At 36.0% G+C, this 19,896-nt stretch carries 21 protein-coding genes; 4 read left to right on the forward strand and 17 right to left on the reverse strand.

From position 1 onward, the window contains the following. Nucleotides 1-48 precede the first annotated feature (48 nt). The 3 genes from plsY to D1B17_RS06750 all read left to right on the forward strand — a co-directional run bounded on the left by plsY (nucleotide 49) and on the right by D1B17_RS06750 (nucleotide 3,140). On the forward strand, nucleotides 49-672 hold the full coding sequence (gene plsY, locus D1B17_RS06740; RefSeq protein ID WP_120142419.1) for a glycerol-3-phosphate 1-O-acyltransferase PlsY: 624 nt from the start codon (nucleotides 49-51) through the stop codon (nucleotides 670-672). Nucleotides 673-1,254: 582 nt separating this feature from the next. Next, entirely contained in the window at nucleotides 1,255-1,959 is a 705-nt protein-coding gene (locus D1B17_RS06745) for a DUF3862 domain-containing protein (protein ID WP_120142418.1), read from the forward strand. 230 nt (nucleotides 1,960-2,189) lie between these two features. After that, on the forward strand, nucleotides 2,190-3,140 hold the full coding sequence (locus D1B17_RS06750) for an ABC transporter C-terminal domain-containing protein (RefSeq protein WP_120142417.1): 951 nt from the start codon (nucleotides 2,190-2,192) through the stop codon (nucleotides 3,138-3,140). Between the two features lie 68 nt (nucleotides 3,141-3,208). On the opposite strand, the gene D1B17_RS06755 is transcribed toward D1B17_RS06750, so the two are convergent. From D1B17_RS06755 to D1B17_RS06810, 12 genes are all read right to left on the reverse strand, one after another. Next, a complete protein-coding gene (locus D1B17_RS06755) occupies nucleotides 3,209-4,087 on the reverse strand; it encodes an aldose 1-epimerase family protein (RefSeq protein WP_120142416.1) in 879 nt (292 codons plus the stop codon). A 10-nt stretch (nucleotides 4,088-4,097) separates the two neighbouring features. After that, on the reverse strand, nucleotides 4,098-5,531 hold the full coding sequence (gene hslU, locus D1B17_RS06760; RefSeq protein WP_120142415.1) for an ATP-dependent protease ATPase subunit HslU: 1,434 nt from the start codon (nucleotides 5,529-5,531) through the stop codon (nucleotides 4,098-4,100). Between the two features lie 19 nt (nucleotides 5,532-5,550). Continuing rightward, nucleotides 5,551-6,075: an HslVU peptidase proteolytic subunit gene (gene hslV, locus D1B17_RS06765; protein ID WP_120142414.1), complete on the reverse strand. Its 525-nt coding sequence runs from the start codon at nucleotides 6,073-6,075 to the stop codon at nucleotides 5,551-5,553. Nucleotides 6,076-6,090: 15 nt separating this feature from the next. Then, nucleotides 6,091-6,990 (reverse strand): tyrosine recombinase XerC, encoded by a 900-nt coding sequence (gene xerC / locus D1B17_RS06770; protein ID WP_120142413.1) that lies wholly within the window; start codon nucleotides 6,988-6,990, stop codon nucleotides 6,091-6,093. Next, a complete protein-coding gene (topA, locus tag D1B17_RS06775) occupies nucleotides 6,991-9,078 on the reverse strand; it encodes a type I DNA topoisomerase (RefSeq protein WP_120142412.1) in 2,088 nt (695 codons plus the stop codon). Nucleotides 9,079-9,249: 171 nt separating this feature from the next. Beyond that, nucleotides 9,250-10,068 (reverse strand): DNA-processing protein DprA, encoded by an 819-nt coding sequence (dprA, locus tag D1B17_RS06780; protein ID WP_120142411.1) that lies wholly within the window; start codon nucleotides 10,066-10,068, stop codon nucleotides 9,250-9,252. Between the two features lie 49 nt (nucleotides 10,069-10,117). Then, nucleotides 10,118-10,891: a ribonuclease HII gene (locus D1B17_RS06785; RefSeq protein WP_120142410.1), complete on the reverse strand. Its 774-nt coding sequence runs from the start codon at nucleotides 10,889-10,891 to the stop codon at nucleotides 10,118-10,120. Next, complete coding sequence (gene ylqF / locus D1B17_RS06790) at nucleotides 10,881-11,735, reverse strand: ribosome biogenesis GTPase YlqF (RefSeq protein WP_202239158.1); 855 nt, start codon at nucleotides 11,733-11,735, stop codon at nucleotides 10,881-10,883. Before ylqF ends, D1B17_RS06785 begins: the two co-directional genes overlap by 11 nt. A 23-nt stretch (nucleotides 11,736-11,758) precedes the next feature. After that, nucleotides 11,759-11,989: a YozE family protein gene (locus D1B17_RS06795; RefSeq protein ID WP_120142409.1), complete on the reverse strand. Its 231-nt coding sequence runs from the start codon at nucleotides 11,987-11,989 to the stop codon at nucleotides 11,759-11,761. Nucleotides 11,990-11,995: 6 nt separating this feature from the next. Beyond that, a complete protein-coding gene (locus D1B17_RS06800) occupies nucleotides 11,996-12,589 on the reverse strand; it encodes a YpmS family protein (protein WP_240704379.1) in 594 nt (197 codons plus the stop codon). A gap of 2 nt (nucleotides 12,590-12,591) precedes the next feature. Further along, a complete protein-coding gene (locus tag D1B17_RS06805; protein WP_120142407.1) occupies nucleotides 12,592-13,440 on the reverse strand; it encodes a GDSL-type esterase/lipase family protein in 849 nt (282 codons plus the stop codon). Between the two features lie 44 nt (nucleotides 13,441-13,484). Beyond that, a complete protein-coding gene (locus D1B17_RS06810; RefSeq protein ID WP_120142406.1) occupies nucleotides 13,485-14,327 on the reverse strand; it encodes a DegV family protein in 843 nt (280 codons plus the stop codon). A gap of 742 nt (nucleotides 14,328-15,069) precedes the next feature. On the opposite strand from D1B17_RS06810, the gene trhA reads away from it, so the two are divergent. After that, nucleotides 15,070-15,720, forward strand: a complete 651-nt coding sequence (trhA, locus tag D1B17_RS06815) for a PAQR family membrane homeostasis protein TrhA (protein ID WP_120142405.1) — start codon at nucleotides 15,070-15,072, stop codon at nucleotides 15,718-15,720. Here trhA and D1B17_RS06820 read toward each other — a convergent pair. The 5 genes from D1B17_RS06820 to D1B17_RS06835 form a co-directional block, all read right to left on the reverse strand. Continuing rightward, nucleotides 15,717-16,208, reverse strand: coding sequence for a dihydrofolate reductase (locus tag D1B17_RS06820; RefSeq protein ID WP_120142404.1), 492 nt, complete (start codon nucleotides 16,206-16,208; stop codon nucleotides 15,717-15,719). The genes trhA and D1B17_RS06820 overlap by 4 nt on opposite strands. Before the next feature lie 13 nt (nucleotides 16,209-16,221). Next, the gene (locus D1B17_RS06825; RefSeq protein WP_120142403.1) at nucleotides 16,222-17,172 is read right to left on the reverse strand and encodes a thymidylate synthase; all 951 of its coding nucleotides are present in this window, start codon (nucleotides 17,170-17,172) and stop codon (nucleotides 16,222-16,224) included. 9 nt (nucleotides 17,173-17,181) lie between these two features. Further along, nucleotides 17,182-19,086 (reverse strand): ABC-F family ATP-binding cassette domain-containing protein, encoded by a 1,905-nt coding sequence (locus tag D1B17_RS06830; protein WP_120142402.1) that lies wholly within the window; start codon nucleotides 19,084-19,086, stop codon nucleotides 17,182-17,184. Nucleotides 19,087-19,167: 81 nt separating this feature from the next. Then, entirely contained in the window at nucleotides 19,168-19,341 is a 174-nt protein-coding gene (locus D1B17_RS12610; protein WP_166806575.1) for a hypothetical protein, read from the reverse strand. A gap of 74 nt (nucleotides 19,342-19,415) precedes the next feature. Next, a complete protein-coding gene (locus D1B17_RS06835; protein WP_120142401.1) occupies nucleotides 19,416-19,880 on the reverse strand; it encodes a hypothetical protein in 465 nt (154 codons plus the stop codon). Between the last annotated feature and the right edge of the window lie 16 nt (nucleotides 19,881-19,896).

The raw sequence follows: 19,896 nt of genomic DNA on the forward strand, positions 1-19,896 counted from the left end.
ATAGAGTTACAATATACCAAAAAATAAAGCCGAGAGAGTGATTTTTTAATGAAACTTCTCATTTGTGTAATTTTAGCCTACTTAGTTGGCTCATTCCCTACCGCCTATATCGTTGGTAAAGTCTTCTTCAACAAGAACATTTTCGAATACGGTAGTGGAAATGTTGGAACTACTAATGCTTACCGCGTTTTAGGGAAAGTGGCCGGAACAGTTGTCCTAGTGATTGATATTCTGAAAGGTACTTTGGGAGCTTTGATGCCTGTCTTCTTTGGATTAGATCACCATTTAGTCCTTTTCGTCGGAATTTGTGCCGTCATTGGCCACTGCTACTCAATTTTCTTGAAATTTCGAGGTGGAAAAGCTGTTGCTACCAGTGCTGGTATTCTACTAGCTTATAATCCATTATTATTCGTAATTTGTTTCATCGTGTTAGCTTCCATCGTTTATGTCACAAGTATGGTCAGTGTTGCTAGTTTAACAACTATTTTGTTCTTCACCATTGCAACATTATTCTTACACGACTGGATTTTAACGACCGTCGCTGCCATTGTTACTGTCATTATTTATTATCGTCATATTCCAAATATCAAGCGACTGTTAAAAGGTCAAGAAAACCTTGTTCCGATTGGATTGCGGTATAAAAAGCAACAACGTGAAAAAGCTGATAAGTAACATTTTCAAGTATCAAATAAAAAGGCAATCCAATTTAGGATTTGCCTTTTTTATTTTGTTTAATACTTTCTAGGGTCTGTCTTCAAATTAGTCTGATAAGAATCTATTCTGATACGGATAAATATTTTAAGAACATGGTTGTTCCAGAATTCCATTCAAGATGGTAAAAAATATTTGAGGTATCAAGCCATTCTTGAGTTAACAAGGAACTAGTCGGAAGATTCGGACAGTGGTCACTGGCAGTGAAAGTGGTGTTAGGACGACCGATTTTGTCGTTCTTACAGCGCCGGGCGCGTTTAAGACTTGCCGAACTTGCAAGGCTTAAACCGAGGTCCGAGGCCCTGGCTCGGACCGTTCCGCACCGCCAGTGACCACTGTCCGAATCTGGAGACGGAATATATTCATAATATAAATAATTTGAAGACACATCCTAACTCAAAAAAATTTAGACGATTTGTCACCGAAGAAATCCTTAACTAAATTTAATTAAAATTAATCAAAGATTTTAACTAGAAAAGTCCCATCGACCTCTGTTACTGATAGAATGATAATAAAGTGTTATCTATCCGGGGAGGGTCAATTATGGACCACAACAATAATTTGCCTACAAGAGCAGCATACCGCCGCTCTTTGAAACATCAGAAAAAGCATTTTTATAAGCGATGGTGGTTTTGGACACTGATCGTTATCATTGTCTTAGCTGGCGGTGGCGTTGCTGGCATGAAGATGACTGCGACAGGTCCCTTTGCTAAAACTAGTCATGTTTCTAAGCCAAAAAAGACTACCAAAAAGAAAAAGGTCGTCAACAAAGATGGGGTTACTTTTGCCCAATATAGTGGCATTTATCTCAATGAAACTAGCGGTACACCAATTGCTACAGTACAACGTCTGCTAGGTAAACCTTCAACCACTTCCACCTCAAACGCTAATAATACTAAAACAGAAATCAATACATGGAATAATGTTGATAATGGTGAACTTGGTTCTAATTTGAAAGTTACTTTCGCAAATGGACATGCAATCAGTAAAGCTATTAGTGGCATGAAAGTTGCTCGATCAGAAAAATTGGGCTTGGATGCATATAGTTCCGTCCAAAATGGTATGGAAGAAAGCACTATTTTAAATAACGTTGGTAAGCCTAACGGATATAGTGAATCATTTAACTCTGACAAGACATCTAAGAGCTTTACGTACTCTTCTGGTGTCTCTGGCAGTACTGGAGCTAATTTCGTGGTTAACTTCACAAATGGTACTGTCAGTGGCAAAAGTCAGACAGGGATGAAATAATCACGATTTCCAGATAATGTAATAGTATTAATAATGTCGCTCACTTCGGTGAACGGCTTTTTTTATAAAATTATTTTAAGCACACTCTACCCTCACTACGATTAATTGTTTCATAATAATCAAAAACGTATCTATTCAAACGTTTTCTAAGGGGGTTTGAAGCTCTTAAATTAGACTTAAATCGACCACCTTTTATAAAATGAAATTAGCATATTTGAGGGGGCTACATCATGGAACAACCATCAGAACCAGAATCACAGATTATTGGAATTTTGAATAATATGCAAATAATCTTTGATCGAGAGCGAACATTTCCCAACTTGCTGAGTAAATCGGAGAATGTCCCATTACCAGTTGATTTCTCACTAAATATCAATGGATTTTTAGCAATTATCGAATATAATGGTGCACAACATTATAAAGCCAGAAACAGTTCTCACGCGGCCCGCGAAGCTTTAAGAAGACTTAGTGCCAATGGAACTGCTCGTCTCAATTATTGCAATAAAAATAACATTCCCCTATTAATAATCCATTACAAAGATAAAGGAAGGCTGATTAAAATCATTTCTGCTTTTATTGACGATGTGAAAGAAACGATTCATGAAACCACAAAATCATATACAGCCCATACAAAGGGTTATTTCAAAAATATTCCCTATGCCACTTTTGAAGACACACCAACGGGACCAATCAAACCAATTCAAATGCACGAGAATGACGCCTTAGGTTATATTAACTTAAGCAATGACGCCATCGTTTGGACTAAGCGAGAACTCGATACACTATTAGCTCGGATTGATTCTTATGAAAGTAAAATTAACGAATATAAAACGGTGACCGCTGATTTAGTTTTAAGTATCAATGAATTGCAACGCGAATTGGCCGCAAAAAATCAAGAATTGGACGAACAGTCCAAAGAGATAGCAACTAATGTTATGACTAAATCGGAGCCCAAAATAAAGTTACAGTTTGTAAAAGACGTCCAGCCTAGCAAAAAACAGAAATTCACTGGTAAATTTAGACAGACAAATTCTCCCAGAGGTCGACTAACTCCAGAGGCTAAAGAATTTATCAAATCCTTAGCAAGTCAATTTGATACTGTAATTGCAATCCAGGAGCATCTCAAAGAAAATTACCAAGAGAAAGTTTCATTACCAACGCTTAAAAGATGTCTACTGTAAATTAATATATCTACTTACAAAAAAATCTCAACACCTATAAAAGATGTTGAGATTTTTTTTAAATTTGTCTATTTGACCGAAATACTAAAGTAAGCCTCAAATTCTTCCTTAGGAGCCAATTTGTTAATAGCGTACTTATTCTTAAAGTCATTATCTGAGTCAGTTTTATCTGCAAGTCCCCACCATGGTTCAATACACATAAACTTACCGTTATCATCAGGATATGTTGACCACATACCGAAGAACTTAGCGTTACCAGTATCTAATGTCAACTTGTGATCTGACTTGTCACTTGAAATTGTTACTTCTGCTGGTTCATTTAAACGATAAACTACCGCATCGTCAACAAAATAGTCACGTGTCATTGGGAAGTTTTGGTTCTCAACCTTCTTCTCATCATTTAAATTAATCAAATGATTTTCGATTGGAATATGAGTTCTTGTTTCAGCAGGATCAACTGCCACTTTATAGTCTTCGAAGTTAAGTCCTTTATCGAAAGGTACTTCAAAGCCGGGATGTGCACCAATTGAGAAGTACATATCTTCTGATTCTTCCATACTGTCGACTAAGTAAGAAATTTGAACAGTATCCTTAACTAATTGATAAATGATTCTCAACTTGAAATGATATGGATACTTTTCAAGACTTGCGGCACTAGTTGTTAAACTCAAAACTAGTTTTGAATCGGTTTGTGAATCAAGACTAAATTCTTGATCACGAGCAAAACCGTGTTGTGTCATCTTATATTCTTTACCATCAACAAAGTAATGGTCATCCTTTAAGCGACCAACGATTGGGAATAATACAGGTGCGTGGCGTCCCCATACTTTTGAATCTGCTTGCCAGATGAATTCTGAATCTTCATTATTCTTGATGCTGTTCATTTCAGCACCTAAAGAATTAACTTTCAATGTTAAATAGTCGTTCTTCAATTGATAAACTGTCATGTTTTTCCCCCTAAAGAATATAACGTGAAAGATCTTGATCTGAAGCAATCTTACCAACTTGTTCGTGGACATATTCACGAGTAATGGTAATATCACCCATTTGCATATCAGGTCCTTCATAAAGAATATCCGCTAAAATCTTTTCCAAGACAGTAGAAAGACGTCTAGCACCGATATTCTGATTACTATTATTCAATTCAAATGCAATTTTTGCAATCTCTTCGACAGATTCTTTAGTAAAAGTTAAATGTATTCCGTCAGCTCTTGTAAGCGCTACATATTGCTTAGTCAAAGCATTATCAGGCTTTGTTAAAATTTGAATGAAATCGTCTTCAGTTAAGTCATTCAATTCTACACGAATTGGGAAACGACCTTGAAGTTCAGCAATCAAATCACTGGGTTTGCTTTCGGCAAAGGCACCAGATGCAATAAACAAGATATGATCAGTATCTACTGGACCATATTTTGTATTGATACGTGAACCTTCAACGATAGGCAAAATATCACGTTGGACCCCTTCACGAGAAACTTCACCCGAATTACGTTTATTACCAGCTGCAATCTTATCGAACTCATCAATAAAGATAATCCCGTTATTTTGAGTTCTTTCAATAGCTTTTTGGTAAATTTCATCGTGGTCAACACGTTTTTGTGATTCTTGTTGAATCAACAACTCACGTGCTTCTTTAACTGGTAAAGTTCTAGTAATAGTCTTCTTAGGCATCAACGAATCCATCATACCTGACATATCGATACCCATTTGGCCCATTTGATCATCCATTGGACCGACTTTTTTCGACTCTTCGACCTTAATAGTTACTTCTTGGTCTTCAAGTAAACCTTTATCCAGTTGTTCCTTAACTGACAAGCGTTGATCACGGACTTCGTCAGTTACATCTGAATTAGCATCAGGATCTTCATCAACAGTATCATTGTTTCCAAAAATACTACCGAGATTTTGACCACCATTTTGCATGCTATTGAGCATACTCATGAAATCATTATTGTTTTGTTTTTGTTCTTTTTTAACGCCAGGAGCAAGCAACTTGACTAATTTCTTGTCAACATCACGGCGAACTTCTGGTCTAATTTCGTCAAATTTTTCATTTTCAACCATTGAAACGGCAACACTTACCAAATCACGAACCATCGATTCAACATCGCGACCAACATAACCGACTTCAGTAAACTTAGTTGCTTCAACCTTTACAAACGGTGCGTTGACAATTTTTGCCAAACGACGAGCAATTTCAGTTTTACCAACACCAGTAGGTCCGATCATCATTAAATTCTTTGGTGTGATTTCTTGTTGTAGCTTCTCAGGTACTTGCATACGACGGTAACGGTTGTATAGAGCAATCGCCACGGCCTTTTTAGCATCTGTTTGACCAATAATATAATTATCTAGCTGAGCAACAATTTGTTTTGGTGTTAATGTGTCCATTTATTTACTAATCTCCACTCTAAAATTTATCGGAAATAATATTTTCATTTGTAAAGATATCAATACTTGAGGCAATTTTGATTGCTTCAACAGCAATTTGTTCAGCATTCATATCTTTAGCATGACGTTGCATTGCGATAGCTGCGGCTTGTGCAAAGTTACCACCAGAACCGATAGCAACAACATCTTCATCAGGTTCGATCACTTCACCACTACCAGAAATTAGTAATAAATTATCTTTATCCATCGCAATCAACATTGCTTCGAGTTTTTGCAAAGTTGGATCTTTACGCCAATCTTGAGCTAATTCAACGGCAGCACGTTTCAAGTTACCTGAATATGCTTTTAATTTCTTTTCAAGCCAATCTTGTAGAGTAATAGCGTCAGCTACACCACCGGCGAAACCAATAACGACTTGGTCATTAAAGATACGTCTAACCTTGTGAGCTGAACCCTTCATAATATATTTTTCACCTAATGTAACTTGACCATCACCGGCAATTGCAGTGTGATCATCATGCTTAACAGCAACTATTGTAGTCATTGATTTACCTTCCTCTTATCTTGGAAAATATTTTTTATAATCGTTTTGTAAATGTTCCATTGTCACATGGGTGTAAATCTGAGTCGTCGAAAGACTGGAATGTCCCAGAAGTTCCTGAACTGTTCTCAGATCTGCACCATGATCAAGCATATGTGTGGCAAATGTATGACGTATCATATGCGGATGAATATCGGATGTCAAGCTCGTCTTCTTAATAACTTGATCCAAAATATATTCAATTCCACGACTAGTCAATTGTTTGCCACGATTATTTACAAAAACATAATTATGATTTTGATGATATTTGGTCATCAAAATTTGGCGTCCTTGATCAAAATAAGTTTCCAAAGCACTTCTAGCATAGCTTCCAAAGGGCACGTAGCGATCTTTGTCCCCTTTACCATGTATCAGTACAATTTCATTGGAAAAATCCAGTTGATCTAGTAATAGATTAGCACATTCACTCACTCGCATGCCAGTGGCATAGAGCAATTCTAATAATGCTGAATTTCTTTGCGAAAGTGGATCATCACCTTGGACCGCATCGAACAATTGGTTCATCTCTTTTTCATAAAAGAAATGCGGTAATTTTCGACCCTTATGGCGTAATTGTACAAGGTCAAAGGGATTGGTCTGGATGAATTTATTTTTGACTAAGAAGGTGTAAAAAGACCGTAAAGCAGAGATTCTTCTTGCGATTGTTTCATCGGCGTAGTCTTTTTCATCTAAATAAGTCAAATAAGTATCAACATCAATTCGATTAACTTTTGTAAAACCGTGGAAACCACCATTTTGGTCTAAAAAAGAAACAAAATTATCTATATCTTCCAAATAAGATTTTTTTGTTTCTTCCGAATAGCGATGATTAACCATTAAATTCTCAACAAATTTATCGATTAATTTTTTTTCTTTCATTTACTTTTGAATGTCCTCTTCATAATCTCCATTTGGACAGATTACTTGGCGGCCACCTTTAACCTTCTTTTCAACTAGGTAGTGACCATCTTTAGGACAATCACGGCCAATTGGTTTATCCCATGTCACAAAGTCACAATCAGGGTATCTGGAACAACCATAGAAAATACGGTTCTTCTTAGATTTTCGTTCGATAACTTGTCCCTTCTTACACTTAGGACAAATCACGCCGATTTCCTTAACGATTGGCTTAGTATTACGACAATCTGGGAAACGTGAACAAGCATAGAATTTACCATAACGTCCCATTTTAATTACCATTGGGGCACCACAGATATCACAATCCATTCCGGCTGGTTCATCTTTAATTTGAACTTTTTCAATTTTATCTTCAGCTGATTCAAGTTCTTTAGCAAAAGGCTTGTAATAATGGTCAACAACTTTGACCCAATCCTCTTTACCTTCTTCAATACTATCAAGTTCATCTTCCAAATGAGCCGTAAAATCAATATTTACAATATCAGGGAAGTAATCTTGGATCAAATTATCAACAATTTCACCAAGTTCAGTTGGTTCAAAACTCTTTCCATTCAACTTGACATAGTATCGGCGTTGAATCGTATCAATGGTTGGCGCATAAGTTGATGGACGACCCACACCATTTTCTTCCAAAGCCTTAACTAATGAAGCTTCAGTAAATCTTGCTGGTGGTTGGGTAAAATGTTGTGCCGGATCATTTGATTGTAGTTTAGCATTATCGCCTTCACTAAGATCTGGCAAAATATTATCTTTCTTAGAAGTATCGGAAGTACTTTGGTAAACCTTACGATAACCTTCAAATTTAATTTTTGAACCATTAGCTCTAAACATGACACCATTTTGTGACAAATCAACTGTCATTGTATCGAAAACAGCTGGTGTCATTTGACTAGCAACGAATCTTGACCAAATTAAGCTGTACAAGCGGAATTGGTCACGGCTAAGGATATCTTTCAATGAGGCTGGTGTTCTGAAGACAGACGATGGACGAATGGCTTCATGGGCATCTTGAGCACCTTCTTGATTCTTATCCTTACGTTCTTTGATAATTGCATATGGTTCGCCATATTCTTCATGAATAAACTTCGAAGCTTCAGCTTCAGCGACTTTAGAAATACGTTTAGAATCGGTACGCATGTACGTAATTAAACCAACTGTACCTTCTTTGCGTCCCAAATTGATTCCTTCATACAATTGTTGAGCAATCATCATTGTTTTACGTGTTTTGAAGTTGAGACGTTTGTTAGCTTCTTGTTGTAACGAACTAGTTGTAAATGGTGCGGCAGGCATCCGTTTACGTTCTTTTTTCGTTACTTTATCAATATTAAAATCTTTTTTCTTATCAATCTTGTTCAAAACATCTTGAACTTGATCATTATTCTTCAATTCAGCTTTCTTGCCATTTAAACCATAGAAGTTAGCTTTAAATTTGTCTTTACCACTCTTGAAGACTGATTCAATTGTCCAATATTCTTCGGGAATAAATTTCTTAATTGAATTTTCACGCTCAATCACTAATTTCAAGGCAATCGATTGAACACGACCGGCACTAAGGCCCTTTTTAACTTTAGCCCAGAGAATTGGGGAAATTGAATAACCTACTAAACGGTCTAAAACACGACGAGCTTGTTGCGCATCAACCAAATTCATATCGATCGAACGAGGTGTCTTAAAGGCTTGTTTAACGGTATCTTTAGTAATTTCATTGAAAACCACACGATTTTTTCCATCATCATCGAGACCGAGTAAATGTGAGACATGCCAAGCAATAGCTTCTCCTTCACGATCCGGATCGGCTGCCAGATAAACTCGTTTGGCTTTCTTTGCTTCTTTTTTGAGATCTTTAATAACAGGACCCTTACCACGAATGGAAATGTATTTTGGTTGATAATCATGTTCAATATCAACACCCATTTGACTCTTAGGCAAGTCACGAACATGTCCCAAACTAGCAACTACGTGATAATTACGTCCCAAATATTTTTCAATTGTTTTTGCTTTTGAAGGTGATTCCACGATCACCAAATTTTTTTGCTTTGTTGATGGCACGTAAAAGTGCTCCTTTCTAAATGGCTCAATTAAAACTGTCAATATATTAATCATATATTTTTTACTTTGTCAACCAAGATCTAAAAGTGCTTCATCATAAGAAACCTGATTTCAACAACTTTTATTTTTACACTTGATAAAAAGTTTGAACTGAATTTCTCAATGTTTTAATTATAAATTATCAAAATTAATCAATGGCGTTGCCCCTTCTTCAATTAACCGGTTACATCCAGCAGACAAAGATCGGTCAATTGAACCAGGAATAGCCAATACTTCACGATTATTTTCCAACGCTAAGTCGGCTGTAATCAAAGCTCCGCTACGTTTACGTGCTTCAGTTATGATTACTTTCTGACTCAAACCAGCGATAATTCGATTTCTTTGGGGGAAATGAAATCGTTGCGCTCGTGTTTGCGGTGGATATTCACTAATCACCAAACCATTATTCATAATCTGGCGTTGTAGTTCAAGATTTTCTAAGGGATAAACCTTATCTAAACTACAACCAATTACAGCGATTGTCTGTCCATGATTCCAAAGCGTATGTTGATGTGCCCAGGAATCAACGCCTTTAGCTAAACCGCTCACAATAGTATAACGATTTACTAAACGGGGAACAAGCCCGCCAATGCAACGAAAACTGTAATTTGTCGCTTCCCTGGCACCAACGATGGCAACACAATCAGTTTTAAGTAAAGCAATCTTTCCTGCAAAAAACAAGAGTGCTGGCGGATTGTAAATAGTTCTTAAAACTTGCGGATACTCATCGTCCAGATAATTTATAGCAGCAGGTAATTTTTTTGACTGGTGGTCTAATAATAGTAGAAACTGATTATATTTTTCGTAACCCCAAACTTCTTTTAAAAATTCACCAGCTTCAGTTTCTAGATTAGCACTATTTATTGAAATTTTTATAATTTTTAGCATTATCTGGTTAGACACCATGCCAGTCATTCTGCATCTGATTAAAAATTCTGTCAATTTATTCATAATAAAAACATCACTCCCTTAGATAAAAATACGGAAGTGATGCTTCATTTTAATACAATTTATGAATTTTTTTAACTGGGGCAAAGCTTAAACGATGAATCTTAGTTCGTCCAACCTTTTCTAAAGCCTCGAGATGTTGTTTAGTACCGTAACCATCATTTTTTTCAAAACCAAATTCAGGATAAATATGGCTGTACATTGTCATCAATCGATCTCGTGCCACCTTAGCAACGATACTTGCTGCACCAATACTTAATGATTTGGCATCCCCTTTGATCAATTTAGTCTGTGAAATGTCAACTGGTATAGTCATCGCATCAACCAAAATATGATCTGGTCGCAAATATAAACCATTGATAGCATCTCGCATCGTTAACTCAGTTGCATGGTAAATGTTTTGTGAATCAATCAAAGCTGGACTACCAACGCCAACACTGATATCGACCGCTTGATCACAAATTTGTTTATAAAGCTCATCACGTTTAGCAATTGACAATTTCTTCGAATCATCAACCTCATACAGTGTATTATCGGGCGGCAAAATAACTGCTGCTGTCACAACTGGTCCAGCTAACGGTCCTCTGCCTACTTCATCGACTCCAGCTACATCAGCACCATTATCCCAGAAAGGCTTTTCTAAGAATTCCTTATGATGAAAACGTTCAATCAACTCTTGTCGTTTAGTTTGCTTTTTATAATATTGCTCTAATAATTTTTTAATACCACTACGGTCATCTTGTGATAATTCAGTTAATAAGGTTTGATCAACCTCAGCTTCACTCAACAATTCTTTTACATCTTTAATCGTGTATTTATTCTTCATAAAACTCCCCAGGCACATCAAATGTAAGGCGGCCTAGTTTTAATTTACGAACATCGTCAATAATTCGACGTGAAGCTCGATCATAATCTTCCTTGTAGCCAAACTTCTTAGTTAGGTTCATCAACAACTCTGGAGTCGTATGATTGAAAATATCGGCATTAGTTAGACCATAGGCTTCCTGTAATTGGTCCATATAATGAGTTTCAAGAAAGTTTAACGCATAGATGGCCACATCATCAGGAGCATAGATTTTATCCTTAATAGCGCCTGAGAGAGCCAATTTCATGCCTACTTTTGGATCATCGATCTTAGGCCACAAAATACCTGGTGTATCTAACAAATCAATTCCGATATTTGTCTTTAACCAGTTTTGGTTCTTAGTTACACCGGGCTTATTACCTGTCACAGCCACATTTTTACCGACTAAGCGATTCAAAATAGTAGACTTACCCACATTAGGGATTCCAATACACATTGCCTTTATCCGATAATTTTGGACACCATTATTTTCATAACGTTCAATTTTCTCTGATAATTCAGAACGAATCAAACTCTTAATTTGACCAAGGCCTTTGCTGTGCTTGGCATCTAATTCAATTGAATTAGTACCTTCTTGTTGGAAGTTAATTCTCCAATCACGTGTCACTTTAGGATCAGCCAAATCTGACTTATTCAAAATAATGATATGTTTCTTTTGATCGATAATTTGTTCCAATACGGGGTTTCTAGAAGAGAAAGGTAGTCTTGCGTCTACAATCTCCAAGACAATATCAACCAATTTGAGTCGATCTTGCACTTGGTTCTTTGCCTTGTTCATATGTCCTGGATACCACTGTAATGCCATTATCATCACCTATTTCTTTTAATTTATTTTTTATCAATTTCTTGGTATTTCTGATAAGCTTCGTCAAAAATCGTCATGCTAGGTAAATACCCAGCGTTCAATTCTAAATATTCGGATAATTTTTGATAATCTTCTTCTTGTTTGGGAAAAGATGTGTCATGAAAAGCATTGTTAGCAAACTCTGCTTCTGGTTCAACGCTTTCGACGTTACGAAGAGTCATTAAAAATTCATAAAAACTGCGTCTCATATTAATTCCTTCCTACTGATTATCCGTAATTTTACTATTCATTACTTCAAAGGACAATTTGTTATTTTTCAAATCGATCTTTTTGGCACGAATACCATAGCCCTCTTTGGTGGTAAATTTAGTAAATTTCAAAAGAATTGACTTCTCTTTGCCATTGATGCTGACCCATTCGGGTGTTTTAAAGCTATTCTTAATATAATTCAAGACAAAAGAAATTGGTAATGATAAATCACCGATTTTCATTTCTTTTGCTTTCAATAAAACATCCCCATTAGTCTTAGCATATGGTTGCATCAAAATTGTAAAATGAATTTTAGCACCCAAAAAGGCAATTGAACCCGTCAATTCAGCATCCTTCTTCAAAACCAATTGATAGTCTGTTTTACCATCATTCAAAGTATTCTTTAAATAGTACTGGGCCATTTTATTGGCTTCTTGCTTATTCATATCGACCGTGAAAACTTTGGCATCTTGATTAACGATTTTAGATGAAACTTGATAGTTATCTCTTGATGAACTCAAAACTTTGGTGCCCATATAACCTAAACCAATAACGATAATTACTACTAAAGCGATAAATGCATATTTCCAATAATTTCTTTTCATGATTACTTGTAAAGCCACTCCTTCGTTGTCCCGTTTACCTTTTCAAAAACCTTATCAGTCATCATATCATAACCGACCCCATTTGGATGGAAGTGGTCCTTCGTGTAAAGATATGGATTACTACCAGTTTTCTTAATCTTTTTCATAATACCTTTAGGCTGATACAAATTATTGATATCAACGAAATAAACTTTATTAAAGGTGCCTGCCACCTTAGCTGAACCTTTATTCCAATTAATAAAAGCTGTCTTAGCATTCTTAACATTATTCAAGTAAATACTAAACGGATTGTAAATACCAATCAAATAAATTGGTGCCGTTTCATTATAATTTCTCAAGTCTGTTAACAGCTTCGTTAAACGTTTATCAAATTGAACTTGTTCATCCGCAATATTGCCGGCCGTCAAATCTAACCCTTTACGTTGCAATAGATGCATAAAATCATTACCACCCACAGTCACGGTGATAATATCTGCTTTAGGCAAATCTTGATGCATCTTATTATCTGACTTGATTCGTGCCATAATTTGTTGGCTCGTATCACCAGAAACACCGTAATTGTGTGATTGCGTTTTAACCTTATATTTAGCTTGAACTTTCTTAGTTAGACGTGTGACATAACCGCCACCAACATCTTTTGAATCACCAACACCTTGTGTCAGCGAGTCACCTACGGCAACAATACTAATATTCTTTTTCTTCGGAATAACTTTCTTTTTAGGCTTTGTTTGTTTGACTGTTTTAGTTTCAATAACTTGCGAATGATTGTGATTAACAAAGTAATACGTCCCACCACTAGCAGCAATTACTAAAACAAGCAATACTATGATCCAAATTGTTTTCTTCTTCATTTCTTAATCCATCTTTCAAAAAAAAGCTGATGTATTCATCAGCTTTACTCTGTATAAAATTCAATTGCAAAAGCACCTGAACCAGCGTGAGTAGCAATAACCGGACTTGTAACTCGGATTAATAACGGTACATTTGGTACAATTTCGGCCAACTTCTCTTTCAGTTCATTTACATAATCCATTTTATCAACGTATGAAATACCAATAGCCTTGATATTTTCTAAGCCTTTGATTTCTTCCATAACGTTATTCATATACTTCTCAATTGTCTTGCGACCACGACCACGTTTAGCAATATCTAAGCTATTGTTTTTAACAACCAATACTAAGTTGATATTCAATAGTGTAGACAACGTACCCGCAAAACGGCTCAAACGGCCACCACGCAAGATATTTTCAATACTAGTTACACCCATGTACAAATATGTGTGATCGCGGACTTTTTTAATAGCTGCTTTGATTTCATCAACTGACTTACCCTCTTGAGCCAACTGTGCAGCTTTTAAAACTTGAAAGCCTTGAGCACGATCAGTGAATTCTGTATCGATTACTTCCATATTACGATCAGTCATATCAGCTACTTGATGAGCTGCGTTAATAGTACCACTGATTGCAGGTGTCATGATCATTGCAAGGATATCCGTATAGTCATCAGGAACTTCATCAATAACCTTCATAAAAGTACCAATTGATGGTTGTGATGTTTTAGGTAGGTCCTTTGATGAATCCATTTCCTCAACAAACTTCTCGCGAGTAATGTCAACGCCATCAGTATATGTCTTATCATCAATACTGATTGTTAAAGGAACGATGCCAATATCATACTTTTCTATTTCTTCTGGTGTTAATTGTACCGATGAATCGGCAAGGATTTTTACTTTACTCATTTTATCCCTCTTTCATAGGGTCTTAATTCTTAATGGTTTCAATTATAACAAATTTATTCTGGGTAAATTAGTATTTATTAAGTATTTTAATAATAACTATAAATAATTATACAATATTACGCGGGGGGTAGTTAAATATCCCGCCTACAAGATTTCGGTTCTTTCTTAAATTTGGTTAGTTGCCGTCTCTGGGTGCAAGAAATGTTGGCGCTGTGGGGACCGATGGGAGCCAAAGTGCGGTCTCCAATCTCGATTTTGAACTTCGCAAAGTACGCGAATTTCAAAACTCGTCCTGTGGTGTAATGGCTAAAGCCATAACGCCACCTGCACTGCTGCCAACATTTCTTGCACCCAGAGACTAATTAATTTGATAAAAGGGTTATACATCGTTTGAAATTGAATATGAGTAAAAGGCTAGATGCTTTTTCTAGATTTATACCAATGGGAACATATCTAGCCTTTTTATGTTCAATTCTATAACCCAAATTGAGAAAGAACCAAGATTTCTTACTCTTTCCAGCTAATTTATTTTTTGTTTTTAAAATCAATAGTGAACAATTTTCAGTGTTATTATGTCACTGATGCTAAAGTTATAGGATATGGTTTTAAACTAGCCAAAACCAACTAGCACCTCGCGTTCAATATTGTTATTGTATGAAAAGTATGAAGACAGTTATAATGTTCAAAGTAAACAATTTGGTGACACTCCACCAAAAATCATTAAAAACTGGAGTTCCAAAAAATGTCAAAAAAACATAATTTAACAAAAGCTTATTTGATTACCGACCAAGTATTCAGTGCCGTAACTCATGGTATCGGTATTATCTTGGCCATTATCGGTTCAATCTTCTTATTAATTAAGGGGTTCCACCAAGGAAATCCGCTTAATATCACGGCTTACTTCATTTACGCTTTTACTTTATTTTTCCTATACTTAAGCTCGACGCTATTTCATAGTCTCTACTTTACTAGAGCAAAGGGTGTTTTTCAGATTTTTGATCATAGTTCGATTTTTCTGATGATTGCCGGAACATATACCCCATATTGCTTAATCGCTTTACATTCTACTTTTGGTTATAGCATTTTGACTTTTATTTGGATATTAGCCATTGGTGGTATTCTTTATAAAATATTCAATGTTGGCCGTTTTAAGTACTTTGAAACATTACTTTATGTCTTAATGGGCTGGGCAATTATTATCGCTATGCAGCCACTTTATCATGCCATTGGTGCGACAGGAATCGAATTATTAGTTGCTGGTGGCGTGGCATTTACTCTAGGAGCCTGCTTATATTTAATGAAAAATCTTAAATATATCCACGTCATTTGGCATATTTTTGTCATGATTGGGACAGCATTGATGTACTTTTCAGTTTATTTCTTCGTAAATTAATTTATTTTTTGGTAGGTCTTGAAGGTGTAAGGATAGATATTTTTATCATCCACGACACCTTCTTTTTTTTCGATTAATTTAAACTTACTGTAATCAAGGGCGACCATCTTGGTATCACCGGCAAAGTCGTGGTCAATCTCCGTCAAATACAACCGATCAACATCGCCTGCAAATAATTTGAAAATTCCTTCACCACCAATGACCATCACTTCATCGTCAGGTTTAACATATTGTTTCAACTGACTCTTATCTGTTATCAGCACCACTGATTCAGGCACCTTATAGTCAGGATTGCGCGAAATAACAATATTCAAACGGTTAGGTAGTGGCCCATTAGGGAAACTTTCGTAAGTTTTTCTTCCCATAACAATGGGATGTCCTGTTGTAACATTTTTAAAGTGTTTCATATCATTCGGCAATTTCCATGGTAAATGACCATTAACACCGATAATGTGATTTTTTGATTCGGCCCAAACAAAACTAATCATCTTGATTTCTCCTTTAAACGGCAATAGGTGCCTTAATTGCTGGCTGGGGATTGTAGTCAGTGACTTTAATATCTTGAACATCAATATCAAAAATACTCTTATCACTGTTAATTTCTAGTTGCGGACCAGCGACTGGTTTACGACTTAATTGTGTTTCAACTTGCTTAACGTGGTTAGAATAAATATGCGCATCACCCAATGTATGAACAAACTCACCTACTTCTAAGCCTGTCTCCCGTGCAATTAGATGTGTCAACAAAGCATAACTGGCGATATTGAATGGTACACCCAAGAACAGATCACCACTGCGTTGATAAAGTTGGCAAGATAGTTTGCCATCATTTACATAAAACTGAAATAGTGTGTGACATGGAGGTAATGCCATTGTTGGAACATCTTCAGGATTCCAAGCACTGACAATCAAGCGTCTTGAATCAGGTGTTTGTTTAATTTGTTGAATGACATTTTTTATTTGATCAATAACTCCGCCATCCCTTTTTTGCCAATGACGCCACTGTGCACCATAAACATCGCCAAGGTTACCAAACTTCTCAGCAAATTTGTCGTCAGTCAAAATTGCTTCATCAAATTTTTTCTTTTCTAATTTGTAGGCTTGAGCAAATTCGTCATCAATTAAACTCCGACGACCAAAATCAGCCATATCTGGCCCAGTGTATTCAGGACTTTCAATATAGTTTTTAAAAGCCCACTCATCCCAAATATGATTATTGTGTTCCAATAAGTATTTAATATTAGTGTCGCCATGCAAAAACCACAACAATTCACTTTTAATTAGACCAAACGGAATCTTCTTAGTCGTCAAAAGTGGAAAGGATTCTTGTAGATCAAAGCGCATTTGATATCCAAAAGTACTTATAGTACCAGTACCAGTACGATCACTCTTTTTGTGGCCATGTTCCAAAACATATTGTAATAGATCTAAATATTGTTGTTCGTTATGCATTTTATTCTCCTAAATAAATTGACCTAAGTATTCCCAACGATCCATTAATTTATCGGATTCCGCCGTCTTTTCATCCAATTCTCTTTGGAAATCCATTAATTTTTCATAATCATTTGATGAATCGTTCAGTTGCTTCTTTAATTCTGCCATTTCATCATCAAGTTTTTCAATTTTAGGCTCTAATTTATCAAATTCAATCTGTTCCGCATAAGTTAATTTTTTCTTAGGCTCAGATTTTTGTGTTTCCTCAGCTTTTTGCTTAACTTCCTCGTGCTTTTGATTTTTTTCTTCATGATGTTTAGCTTGCTTAGCGGCTGTTTCCTTAGCTAAATAGCCTGAATATGAATCATAGCTTTCTTCAATTTGGCCTTGGCCTTCAAAAATCAAGAGCTTAGCAGCAACTTTATCTAAGAAATAGCGATCATGAGAGACTGCCAATACAGTTCCTTTGAAACTGTCCAAGTAATTTTCCAAAATTGTCAAAGTCTCAATATCCAAGTTATTAGTTGGCTCATCTAGCAATAAGACATTAGGTTGATCCATCAAAATAGCTAGCAAGTATAAACGACGCTTTTCACCACCGGAAAGTTCACGAATGAAGGCACCTTGCATTTGATGGTCAAACTTAAAGGTATCTAGCATTTGTGAGGCTGACATGTTCGTTCCATCGTTATTTCTCACACCTTGACCAATTGATTCCAAATAACGAATGACTCTTTTATCAGGATCCATATCCCGTGTGTGCTGTGTATAATAGCCGAGACGAACTGTTTGACCAGTTTTGATTTCTCCAGAATCTAATGGCAATTGATGTGCAATCGTATTCAAAAAAGTTGTTTTACCTGAACCATTAGCTCCGGTAATACCAATCCGGTCACCTCGAGAAACTAAGTAACTGAAATCATTTAATATAATTTGTTTACCAAATTTCAAACTGGCATCTTTAATGTCAAAGACATCGTTTCCTAAACGTTGCTGGGCAATATCAATTGACATTTCCTTTTGAACGTCAGGCTTATCTTGCAAGTCCTCTTTTAAATCATTGAAACGATCTTTTCTGGCTTGTTGCTTTGTTCCACGTGCCTTAACACCAGCCCGCATCCAATTTAATTCTTGTTTATAAAGTTGGGTTTTGTGATGTTGCTCAGAAGCGTAAATTTCTTCATTAGTCGCTTTTTGTTGCAAATATTTCTCGTAGTTACCATCGTATTCAGTCACATTGCGGTTTTCTATTTCGAAAATTCTCGTTGCAACCTCATTTAAGAAATAACGATCATGGGTAACGAATAGAACTGAGCCCTTATACTTGCTCAAATAGTTTTGCAACCAGTCAATTGCTTCATAATCCAAATGGTTTGTTGGCTCATCCAAAATCAATAAATCAGCTTCAGAAATCAATGTTTGGGCTAAAGCCACACGTCTTTGTTGACCACCAGATAACTGACTGATTTTTTTATCTAATTCTGTAATACCTAGTTTATTCAAAATTGACTTAACATCTGATTCCATCTGCCAAGCCTCAGCTGCATTCATTTTTTCTTGCAACTTGAAAAATTCGTTTTGAATCTTTTCATCCGTTGAATTCGCATTAAATTTTGCTAAAGAATTTTCATATTGACGAATTAATTGGAACTTTTCACCACTACCGTTAAAAACAGCATCAATAACACTAGAATTATCGTCCAAATCTGGTTGCTGTTTTAAATACGAAATCTTATAGTCTTTCGGCTTTTCAATGTCAATCGTATTAAGATCACTGTTATTAACGATGCCGTCCAGTAAGGTTGTTTTACCAGTACCATTCAGCCCCAGCAACCCAATTCGGTCACCCTCGTTAATTGTAAAAGTTACATCGGTGAAAAGCGTTCGATCACCGAAGGATTTTGAAGCATTTGAGATATTTAAGGTTTTCAATTATTTCACCACTATAAATAAAAAATTCCCCTACCCATGTAGATAGAGGTATGTCTTTCTGTTCCTTTTTATTATCACATTCTATGAATATTCTTTCAACTGGTCGAGACTATAATATAGCTGTTGTACACCACCAAAACGTACTAAAATTTTTTCATGTTTCTTATCATGATAAACCACCGTGCCAATCTGATTTCTCATTGCATCAGTTTCATCATCGATTACTACCGTTGAACCGATTTTTAAATTACCCATTGTTCTTCTCCCTGTTCAAGAAAATACGGGACTTAGCTAACTCAAGATTAACTAATGTCCCGTATTTTTATTAATTAAAGATCCTCTTTGTAAATATCGTAAACAGTATTCTCTGGATCGATTGAAATATAAAGTTCACCGCTCTTGCTTGAAATAGCTGAAGATTGATAAGCGTTATCCAATCCTTCTACATCCTTTTGTTTAAATGGGAAGTAAATTTGCATTGGTTCCTTATCTTGATCATCTTCAAAGACAATATCACATTTTTCAATATCTTGATATTTAATGATACGGTTGAACATACCGTCTGCCATAGCAGCTGTAGAAACATCTGTATCCTTAATATAATCAGCATCTGGCAAAATTTCGATGCGGAAGCGCTTGCATGGGTGAATCTCTTGCATACGTCCACCATGAATACGTCCATAACTAGTTGTTACACGAGCAATCCAAACATCTCTCATTTCACTGTGGCTAACAGTCCAAGTATCGTCATTTCTAAAGTAGAATTTAAGTTCTTTAAAAACATGTTTAGTCATATTATCACCCTTTCAA

This window comes from Companilactobacillus zhachilii, from assembly GCF_003606365.2.
Lineage (GTDB): Bacteria > Bacillota > Bacilli > Lactobacillales > Lactobacillaceae > Companilactobacillus > Companilactobacillus zhachilii.

Coding starts and splice junctions, on each gene's coding strand:
- D1B17_RS06820 (WP_120142404.1), bottom strand. CDS start 16,208: ATGATTAGTTTTGTTTGGGCCGAATCAAAAAATCACATTATCGGTGTT.
- D1B17_RS06755 (WP_120142416.1), bottom strand. CDS start 4,087: ATGACAGTTTATCAATTGAAGAACGACTATTTAACATTGAAAGTTAAT.
- D1B17_RS06785 (WP_120142410.1), bottom strand. CDS start 10,891: ATGAAGAATAAATACACGATTAAAGATGTAAAAGAATTGTTGAGTGAA.
- trhA (WP_120142405.1), top strand. CDS start 15,070: ATGTCAAAAAAACATAATTTAACAAAAGCTTATTTGATTACCGACCAA.
- D1B17_RS06810 (WP_120142406.1), bottom strand. CDS start 14,327: ATGAGTAAAGTAAAAATCCTTGCCGATTCATCGGTACAATTAACACCA.
- xerC (WP_120142413.1), bottom strand. CDS start 6,990: ATGAAAGAAAAAAAATTAATCGATAAATTTGTTGAGAATTTAATGGTT.
- D1B17_RS06825 (WP_120142403.1), bottom strand. CDS start 17,172: ATGCATAACGAACAACAATATTTAGATCTATTACAATATGTTTTGGAA.
- D1B17_RS06835 (WP_120142401.1), bottom strand. CDS start 19,880: ATGACTAAACATGTTTTTAAAGAACTTAAATTCTACTTTAGAAATGAC.
- D1B17_RS06805 (WP_120142407.1), bottom strand. CDS start 13,440: ATGAAGAAGAAAACAATTTGGATCATAGTATTGCTTGTTTTAGTAATT.
- ylqF (WP_202239158.1), bottom strand. CDS start 11,735: ATGGCATTACAGTGGTATCCAGGACATATGAACAAGGCAAAGAACCAA.
- hslV (WP_120142414.1), bottom strand. CDS start 6,075: ATGACTACAATAGTTGCTGTTAAGCATGATGATCACACTGCAATTGCC.
- hslU (WP_120142415.1), bottom strand. CDS start 5,531: ATGGACACATTAACACCAAAACAAATTGTTGCTCAGCTAGATAATTAT.
- D1B17_RS06750 (WP_120142417.1), top strand. CDS start 2,190: ATGGAACAACCATCAGAACCAGAATCACAGATTATTGGAATTTTGAAT.
- dprA (WP_120142411.1), bottom strand. CDS start 10,068: ATGAATAAATTGACAGAATTTTTAATCAGATGCAGAATGACTGGCATG.
- D1B17_RS06800 (WP_240704379.1), bottom strand. CDS start 12,589: ATGAAAAGAAATTATTGGAAATATGCATTTATCGCTTTAGTAGTAATT.
- plsY (WP_120142419.1), top strand. CDS start 49: ATGAAACTTCTCATTTGTGTAATTTTAGCCTACTTAGTTGGCTCATTC.
- D1B17_RS06745 (WP_120142418.1), top strand. CDS start 1,255: ATGGACCACAACAATAATTTGCCTACAAGAGCAGCATACCGCCGCTCT.
- D1B17_RS12610 (WP_166806575.1), bottom strand. CDS start 19,341: ATGGGTAATTTAAAAATCGGTTCAACGGTAGTAATCGATGATGAAACT.